Origin of the sequence: Kribbella sp. NPDC056951 (genome assembly GCF_042674205.1) — a bacterium.
Taxonomy (GTDB): domain Bacteria; phylum Actinomycetota; class Actinomycetes; order Propionibacteriales; family Kribbellaceae; genus Kribbella; species Kribbella yunnanensis.
The window spans coordinates 144,595-158,987 of sequence record NZ_JBHUQZ010000005.1; the positions used below are offsets into that span (position 1 = coordinate 144,595).

Consider the following 14,393-nt stretch of genomic DNA (forward strand, 5'->3'; position numbering starts at 1 on the left):
GGCTGCCCTCCCGGGGCTTCTTGATTCCTGATCATCTCTGCGAGCCGACCGCTTGGTGATGAAGATCGCATCGGCGCGCGGCCAGACCGGATGGTAGAAAGGGCCGTAGCAAGTCCACCGTGAGCGAAGGGAGAGCGAGGCCAATGCGTCCTCCGGGCTCCCTCAAGCCGCTCACGATTCTTCCCCCCGGGTAGGTTCTCCACCCGCTGCCACCGATGCTCTCGGTGGCTTTTGGCATGCGCGCGTTCTGCCGCCTGCCCCTCTTCTGGCACCGCCTTACCCCAGTGCGTCTCGGAAGGAAGCCCATGACGACATTTCGCGTGACCTACGCAACCCTCAGCGCAGACAACGAGGATCTGCACACCGCGTACGAACAAGGCCTCGCCACCGCGAAGGACTGGCTCGGCGCCGAGCTCACCGGCTTCGTCGGCGGGAAACCGCTCTCTGGCCAGGACACCTTCACGATCACCAGTGCGGGCGACGCCGCGCTCACCTTGTGCACCGTGCACAGCGCGACCGCGGCCGAGGTCGACTCCGCGGTCCGGGTCGCAGCCGACGCCGTACCGGCGTGGTCGGGTCGGCCGTGGCAGGAGCGGGTCGAGATCCTGCTGCGCGCCGCGGACCTGATCAGTGAGCGCTCCAACGAACTCGCAGCTCTGATGTCGATGGAGGTCGGCAAGAACCGCCTCGAGGCACTCGGCGATGTCGAGGAGTCCGCGGACCTGATTCGCTATTACTGCAAGCAGTTCAGCGCCAATGACGGCTTCGTCCAGCCGATGGAACGACTGTCCGACCAGGAACGCACGACGAGCGTCCTGCGCCCGTACGGCGTCTGGGGCGTGATCAGCCCGTTCAACTTCCCGATGGCGCTGGCCGCGGGACCGGCCGGTGGCGCGCTGGTCGCGGGGAACACCGTTGTCCTGAAGCCGAGCCCGCAGGGAACGTTCACCGCGGTCAAGCTGTACGAATGCCTGCAGGACGCGGGTCTGCCGGGCGATGCCCTGCAGCTGATCCCCGGTGGCGACGAGGTCGGCCGGGCGCTGGTCGCGAACCCGGGTGTCGACGGTCTGACCTTCACCGGCTCATTCCAGGTCGGGATGGAGATCTACCGCAGCTTCCCGACGCCGTACCCGAAGCCGGTCGTCTGCGAGATGGGCGGCAAGAACCCGGCCATCGTGTCAGCCAAGGCCGATTTGCCGACCGCGATCGCCGGGATCGCGCGATCCGCGTTCGGGTTCTCGGGGCAGAAGTGCTCGGCGTGCTCGCGCGTGTACGTCGAACGTGGCGTGTACGACGAGTTCGTGGCCGGCCTGGCTGCTCGGGCCAACGAGTTGAAGGTCGGTGATCCGACCGAGCGTGATGTGTTCGTCGGGCCGGTGGTGAACGACGAATCCGTTGCCCGGTTCAAGGATGCCGCCGCGCACGCCGCGAGTGTCGGCCAGGTGGTCGCGGGTGGTGCGGTGATCGAGGGCCGTTACGTGCAGCCGACCGTGGTCACCGGCCTCCCGGCGGGAGACCGGTTGCTGACCGACGAACTGTTCGTACCGTTCGTCGCCGTCCAACCGGTCGACTCCCTCAACGAAGCGATCGAACTCGCGAACGCGACCGAACTCGGTCTGACCGCGGGCTTCTTCTCCGCCGACGACTCCGAGGTCGACGCGTTCCTCGACCGGATCGAGGCCGGAGTCGTCTATGTCAACCGCGCGGCCGGCGCGACCACCGGTGCGTGGCCGGGTGTCCAGCCGTTCGGTGGCTGGAAGGGATCCGGCAGCTCCGGCAAGGCCGGTGGCGGCCTGTACTACGTCCAGCAGTTCCTCCGCGAACAGTCCCGAACGGTGGTAGCCCGATGACTCAGACCCCGATCAACGAGCAGACCCAGGCCCAGCAACCCGCGTGGTTGCCCGAGGGTCGACCGGTCCCGGACCTGGTGACGGCGATCCCCGGACCGCTGTCGAGCGCCGCGGTAGAGCGCGATCTCGCGGTCACCAGCCGCTCCCTCCCTCGCGCCTACCCGCTGGCTCCGCGCCGCGGTCACGGCAGTGTCATCGAAGATGTCGACGGCAACCTTTTCCTCGACTTCAACGCGGGCATCGCGGTCAACTCGACCGGCCACTGCCACCCGCGGGTCACCGCCGCTGTGCAAGAGCAGGCTGGTGAGCTCCTGCACTACTCGGCGAGCGACTTCTTCCTGCCGATCTACGCCGAGATGTGCGCTGCCCTCGCCGCCACTGCGCCGATCAGCGGCCCGGTCCGGGTGTTCCTGTCGAACTCCGGCGCCGAGGCGGTCGAGGGTGCGCTGAAGCTAGCCCGGTACGCGACCAAGCGCCCGTACGTGATCAGCTTCTACGGCGCCTTCCACGGCCGCACGATGGGCGCGGTCACGCTGACTGCCTCGAAATCCAAGTACCACAAGGGATTCGGGCCGCTGCTGCCCGGCGTACTGCACGCGCCGTTCGGCGACGACAGCACCTTTGAGCACCTCGAGAACACGCTCTTCCGGTACGAGGTCTCTCCGGACGAGGTGGCCGCGATCTTCGTCGAGCCGATCCAGGGCGAGGGCGGTTATCTGGTCCCGCCCGCGGGCTGGATGGCGCGGCTGCGCGAACTGTGCGACAAGCACGGCATCCTGCTGATCGCCGACGAGGTCCAGTCCGGCGCCGGGCGGACCGGCAAGATGTGGGCGATCGAGCACACCGGGGTTCAGCCCGACATCCTGATCACCGCGAAGGGGCTCGCGTCCGGGCTCCCGCTCGGCGCGTTCATGGCGCGGGCCGAGCTGATGGAAAGCTGGCCGGCCGGCGCCCACGGTTCGACGTACGGCGGTAGTCCGGTGGCGTGCGCGGCCGGGTTGGCGACGCTCGAGGTGATCAAGTCCGAGCGCCTGATGGAGAACGCGACCGAGATCGGCCGGCTGCTCATCGACGGGCTGACCAAGATCCAGGCGGAGCACCCGGAGCTGATCGTGGATGTCCGCGGCGTTGGCCTGATGATCGGCGTCGAGTTCGCGACCGCGGCCGACGCGGCCGCCGTACAGCAGCGGGCGTTCGAGCGTGGACTGCTGGTGCTGGAATGTGGAGAGAGCGCTATCCGGCTTTCTCCCCCGCTCGTCGTGACAGCTGAGGAAGCCGAGATCGCGCTCTCTCTGTTTGCTGAAGCGGTCGCTGGGTGACTGGCTCCGTCTTCTCCCGTGCCGCTGGTCGCGACCTTCCGGTCGTGGCCGGCGGCCGCGGTGCCGAACTGTTCGACACCAGCGGCCGGCGGTATCTCGATGCCGCAGGCGGGGCGATCGTGGTCGGGATCGGGCACGGTTCGGCCGAGGTCGCGGACGCCATCGCAGCTCAGGCACGCGAGGTTGCGTACGTGCACGGCTCAGCCTTCAAATCAACGGCGTTGGAGGGGTACGCCGAGATGCTGGGGCCGCTGCTTCCGGTGGATGACCCGTACATCTACCCGGTGTCGGGCGGTAGCGAGGCCGTCGAGACCGCGCTCAAGCTCGCCCGGGCCTATCACCTCGCCCGCGGTGAGGATCGGTCGGTGGTGATCGGCCGGACGGGCGCGTACCACGGGAACACCCGGGGAGCGCTCTCCGTCTCCGGTCGCGACGGGCTACGAGCGCCGTACCTGCCGTGGCTGGGTGCCGCGGCCCACACCACCTCGCCGTACGAATACCGCTGCCCGTTCCCCGACAGCCATCCGGACGGGTGCGGCGCCCGGCACGCCGAGGCGCTGGAGCAGGAGATTGTTGCCCAGGGCCCGCACAACGTGGCCGCGTTCATCGCCGAGCCGATCGCCGGTGCAGCCCTGGGAGCGTGCGTGCCGCCGGACGACTACTGGCCGGCGATCACAGCAGTCTGCCGCCGGTACGGCGTTCTGGTGATCGCCGACGAGGTCATGACAGGCTTCGGCCGCACCGGCCGCTGGTTCGGCTGTGACCACTGGGGTGTTCGCCCAGATCTGCTGGTGGCGGCCAAGGGAGCGGCTTCCGGCTACTGGCCGCTGGGGCTGGCAGTCGCCAGTGGCGAGGTGCACGACACGGTTCAGCGCGCCGGATTCGTCCACGGCTTCACCTACTCACACCACGCAGTCGGAGCCGCGGCCGGACTCGCCGTACTGAAGATCCTGAGCCGCGACGGCCTCGTCGACGCCGCCGCCCACCGCGGCGAACAACTGGGAGCCGAACTACGCGCCGAGCTAGCTGACCACCCGCACGTGGGCGACATCCGCGGCCGCGGTTTGCTGTGGGCGGTTGAGCTGGTCGCGGACCGCGAGACCAAGGTTCCGTTCGCGCGAAACGAGCGTGTGGCCGAGCGGATCGTCGCGGCTGCCAAGGAGCGTGGGGTGCTGCTGTACCACTCCACCGGCTGTGCGAACGGGACAGCGGGCGACCTGCTGGTGTTCGGGCCGCCCCTGGTGATCAGCCCGGCGGAGGTGACCGAGGTCGTGAGCGGTTCGGCCGCAGCAATCCGGGAGATCAGCCGGGTCAGGCCATCCGGCGGCCGATGAAGCGTTTGCCGACGGTGATCATCGGCTTCTCCACCCAGCGGTAGCAGAGGTGGGCCATCACGATCGACATCAGTGTCACGGGAAGCCACGGCACAGGGGTCTTGATCAGACTGGCGCCGAAGAGCAGATAGATCCCCGCCACGGCGCCGTGTGCGATCAACTGCACCAGGTAGATGGAGTACGACCGCTCGCCCAGGAACACGAACGGCCGCGTGGACAGCAAGCGCTGCGGGAAGGCATTGGCCAGCAGCGCCGGCAACAGCAGGAACCCGACCAGTACGACGTACGGCGGGGGGACCGCGATGAAGCCGGGGACCTCACCGGCCAGCTGGTACTTCTCGATGAACGCGGCCCAGAACTGCACGGTCGCATGGATCACGAGGAAGGCCGCGGCCGCCGTACAAGCGACCCATGGCCGGGTGAGCGGCCTGAACAGCGCGTAGGTCCGGGGGTTGTGCATGAGGATCGCGACCAGGCAGCCGACCAGGATCGAGAAGTAGTGCACGCTCCAGCCGCGCGGGTCGCTGCCCATCGACAGCGGCACTATCGCGAGCAGGATCGCCATCAGCACCAGCGTCAGGCCGATCCGGCCGCCGAATTTCGCCTTGCGCTGCACAAGGACGGCGGAGAAGGCCAGCAGCGGCCAGAACAGGTAGAACTTCTGCTCGATCCCCAGTGACCAGGACTGCCCGTAGGCGCCGCCGTGGCCGAATTCGTTGAAGAAGAACAGGTACATCGGCAGCTCAGATCCCGGCGGGCTCTTGGTCAGGTCTCCGTGGAAGAACTGCGCGACCAGCGTCACCCCGAGCAGCACGAAATACACCGGCAGGATGCGGAAGATGCGGCGGGCGTAGAACTTCCTGAACGAGATCTGCCCGGCGCGATCCTCTTCGCGCAGCATCAACGTGGTGATCAGGAAGCCTGAAATCACGAAGAAGATCTGCACGCCGATCCAGCCCTGCAGCCAATCCGGCCCTTGGTTGTGGAAGACCACGACCATCAGCGCCGCGATCGCACGCAGCCCATCGAGGGCCGGGAACCGCTTGAGCGCCAGGTACTCGGCGTGGCTCAGCGACTGCCGCGAGACGCCGGGATCGAGCTCGGTCGATGGACTGATCGTCATGCTTTCGACGATCGCTACCGGACCCCTGCCGCCACATCGCCGTCAGGTGCCCACCGTGGTCACCGCAACGAGTGAGCCGCGCCGACCGGGTGTCACTCCTGAGATTGACACCCGGTCTCCGTGTTCAGCTGATGACGGGGGCGATCGTCTTGTTGCGGGCGCCCTCGTAGGCGGCGAGCAGGATGCCCAGTACGGCGATGCCTTCGACCTCGGTGTGCAGCGGCCGGGTCTTGCCGATCAGGGAGTCCGCGAAGTGCTCGATCTCGGCGACGAAGGTGTCGACCGGTTCGAGCTCGAACGTCTCCGATTCGCCCGACCGCAGTTGGTACGTGAGCGACGTACCGTCACTGTGCAGTGAGCCCAGCTCGCCGACGGCCGAGAACCGTTCGGTGGAACCGGCGGGTTGGTAGGCCCAGCTCGTCACCAACTGACCGACGACTCCGTTGTCGAAGCGGATCAGCACCTGGGCGGAATCCTCGCCCTCCATGAACTTCAGGCGGTGCGTCGACAGCATCGCGGTCGCCTCGACCGGCATCCCGCCGGCCAGGTGCAGCATCAGGTACGTCGGGTGGTAGCCGGTGTCGATCAGTTCGCCACCGCCACTCGTCTTGCTGCTGGCCCGCCAGCCCATCGAGCTCGGGTCGAAGTCGTTGTAGAAGCTGTCCGTGGTCCGCACCTCGTAGACCGTGCCGATCGTGCCGGCCTCGAGGAGTTCCTTCGCCTTCGCGACGGCCGGCATGAACAGCTGGTTGTGCGCCGACATCAGCGTGACGCCGTTCGCCTCGACAGCACGCCGTACGTCGGCTGCCTCCTCAGCGCTCAGGCACAGCGGCTTCTCGCACAGAATGTGCTTACCCGCCTCAGCGGCCGCGACGATCGCGTCCCGGTGCAGGTGATGCGGAAGGCAGATGTCGACCGCGTCCAGCTCCTCGTTCGCAAGCATCTCGCGATAGTCCGTGTACGGCGTCGCATCGAGCTCGGCCGCACGCTTCTTCGCGGTCTCCTCAACCGCATCAGCGACCGCCGTGATACCGATCTTGTCCGCGTGCGCCGCATAGCCCTTGATGTGCGCGGATGCGATACCGCCGGCGCCGATCAGACCGACCTTGATCTGGGGCATGGGTGATCTCCTCAGCTGTAGGCGACGACTGTGTTGGTGGTGGCGGCTTCATTCGCCGCGACGACGAGCCGGGTCAGCTCCAGGGCGCGACTGATGTTGTCGTCCGCGCGGGTGCCGTTGGTGATGTGCTCGACCCACTGACCGAACGGGTCCAGGCTGTGCTCGGGCACCGGGACCTCTTCGCCACCGACCTTCAGCACGTTGCCGGCATCGGTGTAGGTCAGCGTGCTCTCGGTCCCGAAGATCTCGATCGTGAACGGGTTCGGGCTGGCGAAGCCGGCCTCGATGACGCCGATCGTCTGGTTCGGATAGCCGACCACGACGACCGCGTTGTCCTCCAGGCCGAGGCCCGCGATCGACCGGTACGTCGCACTGACGGTCTCGATGTTGGCGCCGAGGAAGAGCTGAGTCAGGTAGACGGGGTGGCAGCCGAGGTCGGTGAGCGCTCCCCCGATCGCGGCCTTCGGCTCGAAGAACCGGTGCGGCAGCCAGCCGTCCTTGCCGTCCCGCCCAATCGCGCCGTCGTGCGAGAGCCGGACTCGCGCATAGGTCACCTGGCCGAGCCGTCCGCTGTCGAGCACCTCGCGAATGGCGTTGGTGTAGCCGTGTGCCAGTCGCGGCAACGAGACGGTGAGCTTGACACCGTTGTCGTCGGTCGCGGCGATGATCTCCTCGGCCTCCGCGACGGTCGGCGCGAGCACCTTCTCGGTGAAGATGTGCTTACCGGCCTGCGCGACCTTGACCATCAGGTCGCGGTGCTCGTCGGTCGCGGTGGTGATCACCACACCGTCGATGTCGCTGGCCAGCAGGGCGTCCAGATCGCTTGTGTAGGCGACTCCGAAGGCCTCGGCACCGGCCTTGCCGCGCTCGACGTCGGTGTCCCAGACCGCCACGAGGTCGGTACCCGGATGCTCCTGCGCCTGCCGCGAATAGTCGCCCGCATGGACGTGCCAGAAGCCCAGGGTCGCGATCTTGAGGGGGTTCGGCATCTGCTTCCTCCAGCCCGAGGTCGTCCGGCTCACCAGCACCGGCCGCGCACCAACGTACAACGTTGTCATGGGGTTTTGGGAAGGGCTGGGCGCGCCCATTTCACGCATCGGACCTCGGGTGGCGTAGCTATAGTTATCCAGGACTCCTAGGTAATCGAGGCTTGATGAGTGAGGCACTGTCCGGTGGAGACCTGCAGCGCTTGCGGCAGCTCAACGTCGTGGCCGCGCTGCGGGTCCTGCGCGCCGAGGCGCCCCTCACCGTCACCGAGCTCGCGAAGCGGACCGGCCTGTCCCGCGCGTCGACCGAGGACGTCGTACGGGATCTCCTCGGCCGCGGCTGGATCAGCGAGGTCGAGCCGACCGCCGGCACGGTCGGGCGACCGGCGCGGCGCTACCGGTTCCGCGCCGATGCCGGTCGGCTGCTCGGCGTCGACATCGGCGGCCACAAGGTTCTTGCCGTGGTCACTGACCTCGAAGGCGACGTACTGCATCAGACCCGGATCCGGGTCGCGGCGGATGCCGGTCGGCGCGAGCGGCTGACGGCAGTCGACGACTGCATCGCGTCTGCGCTCGTCGGCGCTGGCACGACCCCTGGGCAGATCTGGGCGACCGGCGTCGCGACGACCGGACTGGTCGACGGCACCGGCAAGGTGATGCTGTCGGACTCGCTCCCCGAGTGGACCGGCGTCGACCTGGTCGCCCACCTCCACCGGGTTGTCCGCGGGCCGATTCGCGTCGAGAACGACTGCAAACTCGCTGCCCTGGCTGAGAATTGGCGCGGTGTCGCCCGCTACGCCAAGGACGTCGTATTCCTGCTGGCCGGCCTGCGCACCGGCGGCGGGCTGATCATCGACGGCAAGCTGCACCGCGGATTCGCGAACTCCTCCGGCGAGATCGGCGCACTGCCCGCGGTCGGCTGGGAGCGCGCGCCGGAACACCTGCACAGCTGGCTCGGCGCAGGCGAACCGGTCGAGCGAGTCTTCCTCGCCGCCCGCGACGGCGACCGCGCCGCCCTGCGAGCCGTCCGTGGGTACGTCCGCGACATCGCCATCGGTACGTCGGCCCTGGTACTGACCCTGGATCCGGAACTCGTCGTGATCGGCGGCGGCTTCTCCCGCTCCGCCGACGTCCTCGTCGAACCGCTGCGCCGCGAACTCGACCGCTGGTGTCTGCGCACCCCGGAGATCCGAGTCTCCGCCTTCGGCGACGAAGGAGTCGCCCTCGGCGCGGTCCGGCTGGCCGTCGAGCAGGTCGAGTCCACCCTGTACGGCGACGCTCCCGCGACCGCCGCCGCGCTCATGTTTTGAGCGCTGGATATTTTGAGCGAAGGTGCTCGAAACTACCGCGTTGTGAACTCTTGACACAGTTTCCGTGGAGTCCATGATTATTCCATCGCCCCGCCCAGCGAGAGGACTCACTCATGCGACTCCGGCAGGCTCTCCGGCTGTTGACCGGTATCACCGTCGGCGGACTGCTGACTGCCTTCGCGGTGGTCTCCCCCGCCGGCGCGACGATCAGCGGTGGTTCCGCGAGCAACACCGCGACCACCGTCACGTACCAGTACTCGTTCACCGGAGCCCCGACGTACCAGCGGGTCTATGTGGACACCGACCGGAACACCGGCACCGGCTACGCCCAAGGCACGGTGGGCGCCGACTACCTGCTCGAGAACGGCAACCTCTACCGCAGCACCGGCACCGGCTGGAGCTGGGCGCTGGTCAAAGCCGTCACCTTCTCGGCAAGCGGCGGCGTCGCGCGCTGGACCGTCGATCGTGCAGATCTCGGAGAGAGCGCTTCCCCGAATGACGCTGACCTGATCTTCCAGGTCGAGGCGCCGATGGAGACGTCCAGCAAGTACACCCACGTCTACAGCGGCGGCGGATCGGGCGGTTCGGTCACCTACACGGCAAGCACGGACAACTTCGCGAATCCGGAGCGCGGTTTCTACCACCACACCGGCGACTGCGACAAGGCCGACTTCTCGTTGAGTACCTTGCAGAGCTACCGCACCAGCCAGGGCATCTCGCTGGTGATGTGCGTCTTCTATCTGGCCGAGTACAAGAACGGCCCGATCGCGGAGAGCGCTCTCGCCCAGTTGCAGCAGCAGCTCGACACGGTTCGCGCCGCCGGGCTGAAGATGGTGCTGCGGTTCGCGTACACGACCTCGACGACCGGGGACGACGCCACCAAGGCTCGTGTGCTCGCTCACCTCGACCAGCTGGCGCCGTACCTGAACTCGGGGAAGGACGTCATCGCCGTCGTCCAGGCCGGCCTGATCGGGGCCTGGGGTGAGTGGTACTACACGCAGAACTTCGGCAACGCCGGCACGGTCAGTACGACGGACTGGGCGAACCGGAAGGCGGTCGTCGACAAGCTGCTGAGCGTCGTACCGTCGAGCCGGATGGTGCAGCTGCGGACGCCGAAGTTCAAGCGGACCATGTACACGACGACGCCGGTGCAGTCCGCCGATGCCTACAACGGATCCGCGACCTCGCGGATCGGTCATCACAACGACTGCTTCCTGGCGAGTCCCGACGACTTCGGCACCTACGAGAACCCCTCGGTCGAGTACCCGTACCTGCAGGACGAGACGAAGTACGTCGCTATGGGTGGCGAGACCTGTGCCGTGAACGCACCGCGGTCCACCTGCCCGACGGCGACGGCCGAGCTTGCGCAGTTCCACTGGTCGTACCTGAACACCGACTACGAGCCGAACGTGCTGAGCTCGTGGAACTCCGGCGGCTGCCTGGCGGATGTGACCAAGAAACTCGGATACCGCTTCCGCCTGGAGACCGGGACGTTCCCGACCTCGGCGGTGCGCGGCGGGAGTCTGCCGGTGTCGCTGTCGGTCCGCAACGACGGCTACGCGACGCCGTACAACTCCCGCGGTCTCGAACTCGTCCTGCGGAACACGACGACCGGAACCAACTACAAGCTGGCGATGAGCTCGGACCCGCGGCGCTGGACGGCCGGCACGGCGACCACGGTGTCGCAGACGCTCACCGTGCCCTCGAGTCTGCCGACCGGTTCTTACCAGCTGCTGCTCAACCTGCCCGACCCGCTGCTGTCCACGCGGCCTGAGTACTCCATCCGGCTGGCGAACCAGAACACCTGGGAGTCATCGACCGGCATGAACTCGCTCTTGCACACCATCACGATCAGCTAGGAGATCCCCCTGATGAAGCTTCGCCGCCTGATCGGCGCCACTCTCGTGCTCGGTCTGCTCGGACCGGCCCAGCTGGCCGACGCACACCGCGACAGCCCGACGGTCACGCGCACCTATCCGGCGAGCGATGCCGTGATCGCCAACCAGGAACGCGGGTTCTACCACCACACCGAGACCCACTACCGCGCCGACGGCTCCGGCTACGTCCCACTCAACCTGGAGACCTTGCGCGGCTTCAGAACGCAAGAGAGCGTTACCCAGATTCTCCGGGTGTTCTACCTGGAGAAGTTCGCGAGCATCGACAAACTCGACCCGGCCTACCTCGACCTCGTCCGCGCCGACTTCCGCACCGCCCGCGCGGCCGGCGTCAAGGTGCTGGTCCGGTTCGCCTACGCGCAGCCGCCCGGCTGGCCGCCCACCATCCCGTACGGCGATGCGCCGGTGCAGCGAGTCCTCAAGCACATCCAGCAACTCACCCCGATCCTGCGCGAGAACGCCGACGTGATCGCGCTGGTGCAATCCGGCTTCGTCGGCCTGTGGGGTGAGGGCTACTACACCGACCACTTCGCCGACCCGGCCGATCCGAGCAAGGTCTCCGACCAGAACTGGGCCGACCGCAGGGCCGTGATCATGGCGCTGCTGAGAGCGCTTCCCCGCGATCTCATGGTCCAGGTGCGCACGCCGTACATGAAGCAGCGCATGCTCGGACTGCCGACGGGAACGGAGGGAGCGCTCTCCGAGGATCAGGCGTACGACGGATCACCGGCCGCCCGGATCGGTCATCACAACGACTGCTTCCTGGCGAGTCCCGACGACTTCGGCACCTACCTCAGTGATCCGATCGAGCTCGACAAGGATTTCGTTGCCCAGGACACCAATTACGTCCCCGAAGGTGGCGAGACCTGCGCGGTGAACTCGCCGCGGTCCGACTGGGACTCAGCCGCGGCCGAGATGGCACGCCTGCACTTCTCCTACCTGAACACCGACTATCACCCGGACGTGCTCGGCAGCTGGGGCTCGAACATCACCACGGCCAAGCAGAAACTCGGCTACCGACTGTCCCTGGTCCGCGGCGAGTTCACCGCCAAGACGCGCCCGGGCGGCGCCGTACAGGTCGGTCTGGACATCCGGAACGACGGCTGGGCCGCGCCGTACCACCGCCGTCAGGTCCAGCTGATCTTCCAAGGCGACAAGCACAGCTACCGAGTCGACCTCCCCGCCGACCCGCGCCGATGGGCCGCCGGTACGACGACCACCCTCAAGGCGACCGTCCGAGCACCGATCGCACCCGGCCGCTACCGCCTGCTGCTCAACCTCGCCGACCCCTCACCCCGGCTGCAGACGCCCACCTACAACCCGCTCTACGCGGTCCAACTCGCGAACATTGGTACCTGGCAGCCAGCAACCGGCTACAACGAGCTAGGCCAGGACGTGATCGTCTCGAAGTGAGACCTCTCCCAGCTCCAGGATGCTCGTTGTTCAGCTTGCGTTTGCCGAATGTCAGCCGTGCTCGGGGGAGGATCAGGGCGTTCCGCCTACAGCGTCCAAGGAGCACCATGTCCGTCGATCGTCGTTCCGTCCTGCGTGGCGCCGCTGCCGGCGCCGCCGGTGTCGGTTTCGCCACCGTTGGTTCCATGCCGACCCTGGCCGAGGCCACACCGGCCTCGCACGGCCAGCACTCGCCGTTCCCGCAGCACAAGCCGTTCCCGCCCCTGCTGGACGACCCGGAGGGCGTGCTCGCACTGCCCCCGGGATTCAAGTACCGGATCGTCACCAAGGCCGGTGAGACCAAGCTCAAGTCCGGTCAGCCGACCCCGAACGCGCATGACGGCACCGCCGTGTTCACCGGCGGCCGGCACGACGCCTACCGGCTGATCCAGAACCACGAGATCAGCGGCAACAGCGCCCTCGGCGTACCGCAACTCGAGGGCACCGTGTACGACGCGGGTGTCGGCGCAGCCGGTGGCTGCACCGTCATCTCGGTCGACCGCACCGGCAAGAACCTCGGCGAGTGGGTCGCCATCTCCGGCACGCTCACGAACTGCGCCGGCGGCCACACGCCGTGGGGCACCTGGATGACGTGTGAGGAGACCGAGAACAAGGCCAACGGCACCACCCGGCTGAAGGACCACGGGTACGTGTTCGAGGTCTGGGGCGACGGCGAGACCGCGCACCCGGTCCCGCTGAAGGCTCTCGGCCGCTTCGCGCACGAGGCGCTCGCGATCGACGAGGACCGCGAGCACATCTACCTGTCCGAGGACGCCTCCGGCCCGAACGGCACGTTCTACCGCTGGTCCGCCCCGAAGGGCTACCGGCTGAGCTCGCGCAGCTGGAAGGACCTGCAGGACAAGGACTTCGGCACCCTCGAGGCGCTGGCCATCCTGGGTGACGACGGCAAGCCGATCCCGGATGTCGCCTACCTGACCTCGGCTCAGCTGCTGCGCCCGTTCCGGGTCGCGTGGGTCAAGGTCCCGGACCGCGACGGCACCACCACCTCGGTGCGCAAGCAGTTCACCGACGGCCAGATCACCCGAGGCAAGAAGTTCGAGGGTGTCTACGGCACCAAGCACGGCGTGTACGTCGTGAACTCCTATGCCCAGTCCGGTACGACGGACGTCCCGGCCGACGGTGTCCCGCACGACGGCATGGTCTGGTTCTACAACTACGCGAACAAGACCATCCAGCTGGTCACGTACTTCCCGGAGAGCGCGGCCGCGGACAAGGGTGCCGACGCGAAGTACCAGGACTACAACTTCGACGGCCCGGACAACGTGACGGTGACCCCGTGGGGTTCGCTGATCCTCGCCGAGGACGGCCAGGCCGCCAGCCACGTGCTGAGCGCCGTACCGGGTGGGCCGACCTACGCGATCGCCCGGAACCAGCTGAACGACTCGGAGTTCACCGGGCCGGCCTTCTCGGCCGACGGCAAGGTGCTCTTCGTGAACATCCAGGACCCGGGCATCACGCTGGCCATCACCGGCCCGTGGCGCGACTACCTGGGCTGAGCCTGAGGTCCGGTTGGGCCGCGTCTTACGGCGTGACCCAGCCGGTCAGGATCGTCGGGCCGTCGTCGGGGGTGCAGACCAGCCGGTACGGCACCTTCGGCAACGGCTTGAGCACGAAGAAGCCGAGCTCGTCGATCCGCGCCGTGGCCAGTACGCCGGAGTCGGTGCGCGCGGTGATCTCGCCGGGCGCGGCCGGATCGAGCTGGCCGAGCAACCCCTCCGGAGTGAGCTCGATCTCGATCGTCCAGCCGTCGGAGGCGAACGTCAGCGCCCGCAGCGTCGCGCTCTCGGCCGAGCGGACCGGCGCTGCCTCGACCGCGTCCCAGGCCGAATCGTAGGTGAGCGCGGCGAGCTCGGCGTCGATGGTCCGCCAGGCGAAGGCCGCCTTGCCGGCCTCGACGAATGCTCGCGGCACGTCCTCATCGGTCAGCGCGTCGCGCAGGGCCTCGAGCAGTTGGCCGTCGTCGTTCCAGTCGGTCTCCGTCAT

The 14,393-nt window shown here is 67.7% G+C and carries 11 protein-coding genes; 7 read left to right on the plus strand and 4 right to left on the minus strand.

All coding sequences use genetic code 11. The features are described 5' to 3' along the window. Window positions 1-305: 305 nt before the first annotated feature. From ACFTSF_RS21515 to ACFTSF_RS21525, 3 genes are read left to right on the plus strand one after another with little or no spacing between them, the layout of a single operon-like run. Window positions 306-1,850, plus strand: coding sequence for an aldehyde dehydrogenase family protein (locus ACFTSF_RS21515; protein ID WP_380155441.1), 1,545 nt, complete (start codon window positions 306-308; stop codon window positions 1,848-1,850). Continuing rightward, the gene (locus tag ACFTSF_RS21520; RefSeq protein ID WP_380155443.1) at window positions 1,847-3,169 is read left to right on the plus strand and encodes an aminotransferase class III-fold pyridoxal phosphate-dependent enzyme; all 1,323 of its coding nucleotides are present in this window, start codon (window positions 1,847-1,849) and stop codon (window positions 3,167-3,169) included. Before ACFTSF_RS21515 ends, ACFTSF_RS21520 begins: the two co-directional genes overlap by 4 nt. After that, on the plus strand, window positions 3,166-4,503 hold the full coding sequence (locus ACFTSF_RS21525) for an aspartate aminotransferase family protein (protein ID WP_380155444.1): 1,338 nt from the start codon (window positions 3,166-3,168) through the stop codon (window positions 4,501-4,503). Before ACFTSF_RS21520 ends, ACFTSF_RS21525 begins: the two co-directional genes overlap by 4 nt. Here ACFTSF_RS21525 and ACFTSF_RS21530 read toward each other — a convergent pair. From ACFTSF_RS21530 to ACFTSF_RS21540, 3 genes are all read right to left on the minus strand, one after another. After that, window positions 4,481-5,626: an acyltransferase family protein gene (locus ACFTSF_RS21530; RefSeq protein WP_380155445.1), complete on the minus strand. Its 1,146-nt coding sequence runs from the start codon at window positions 5,624-5,626 to the stop codon at window positions 4,481-4,483. The two genes, ACFTSF_RS21525 and ACFTSF_RS21530, sit on opposite strands and share 23 nt — an antisense overlap. Before the next feature lie 124 nt (window positions 5,627-5,750). Next, on the minus strand, window positions 5,751-6,746 hold the full coding sequence (locus ACFTSF_RS21535; RefSeq protein ID WP_344145790.1) for a Gfo/Idh/MocA family oxidoreductase: 996 nt from the start codon (window positions 6,744-6,746) through the stop codon (window positions 5,751-5,753). Window positions 6,747-6,757: 11 nt separating this feature from the next. Continuing rightward, window positions 6,758-7,804, minus strand: a complete 1,047-nt coding sequence (locus tag ACFTSF_RS21540) for a Gfo/Idh/MocA family protein (protein WP_380155447.1) — start codon at window positions 7,802-7,804, stop codon at window positions 6,758-6,760. A 95-nt stretch (window positions 7,805-7,899) separates the two neighbouring features. Here ACFTSF_RS21540 and ACFTSF_RS21545 point away from each other — a divergent pair, with 95 nt between their 5' ends. The 4 genes from ACFTSF_RS21545 to ACFTSF_RS21560 all read left to right on the plus strand — a co-directional run bounded on the left by ACFTSF_RS21545 (window position 7,900) and on the right by ACFTSF_RS21560 (window position 13,906). After that, window positions 7,900-9,042 carry an ROK family protein gene (locus tag ACFTSF_RS21545; RefSeq protein WP_380155449.1) on the plus strand — a complete coding sequence of 381 codons (1,143 nt, stop codon included), beginning with the start codon at window positions 7,900-7,902 and terminating at the stop codon, window positions 9,040-9,042. 113 nt (window positions 9,043-9,155) lie between these two features. Continuing rightward, window positions 9,156-10,901, plus strand: a complete 1,746-nt coding sequence (locus ACFTSF_RS21550; protein ID WP_380155451.1) for a DUF4832 domain-containing protein — start codon at window positions 9,156-9,158, stop codon at window positions 10,899-10,901. Window positions 10,902-10,913: 12 nt separating this feature from the next. Next, entirely contained in the window at window positions 10,914-12,350 is a 1,437-nt protein-coding gene (locus ACFTSF_RS21555) for a DUF4832 domain-containing protein (RefSeq protein WP_380155452.1), read from the plus strand. 107 nt (window positions 12,351-12,457) lie between these two features. Further along, entirely contained in the window at window positions 12,458-13,906 is a 1,449-nt protein-coding gene (locus ACFTSF_RS21560) for an alkaline phosphatase PhoX (protein WP_380155454.1), read from the plus strand. A gap of 25 nt (window positions 13,907-13,931) precedes the next feature. Here ACFTSF_RS21560 and ACFTSF_RS21565 read toward each other — a convergent pair whose 3' ends face one another. Then, window positions 13,932-14,393, minus strand: coding sequence for a hypothetical protein (locus ACFTSF_RS21565; protein ID WP_380155455.1), 462 nt, complete (start codon window positions 14,391-14,393; stop codon window positions 13,932-13,934).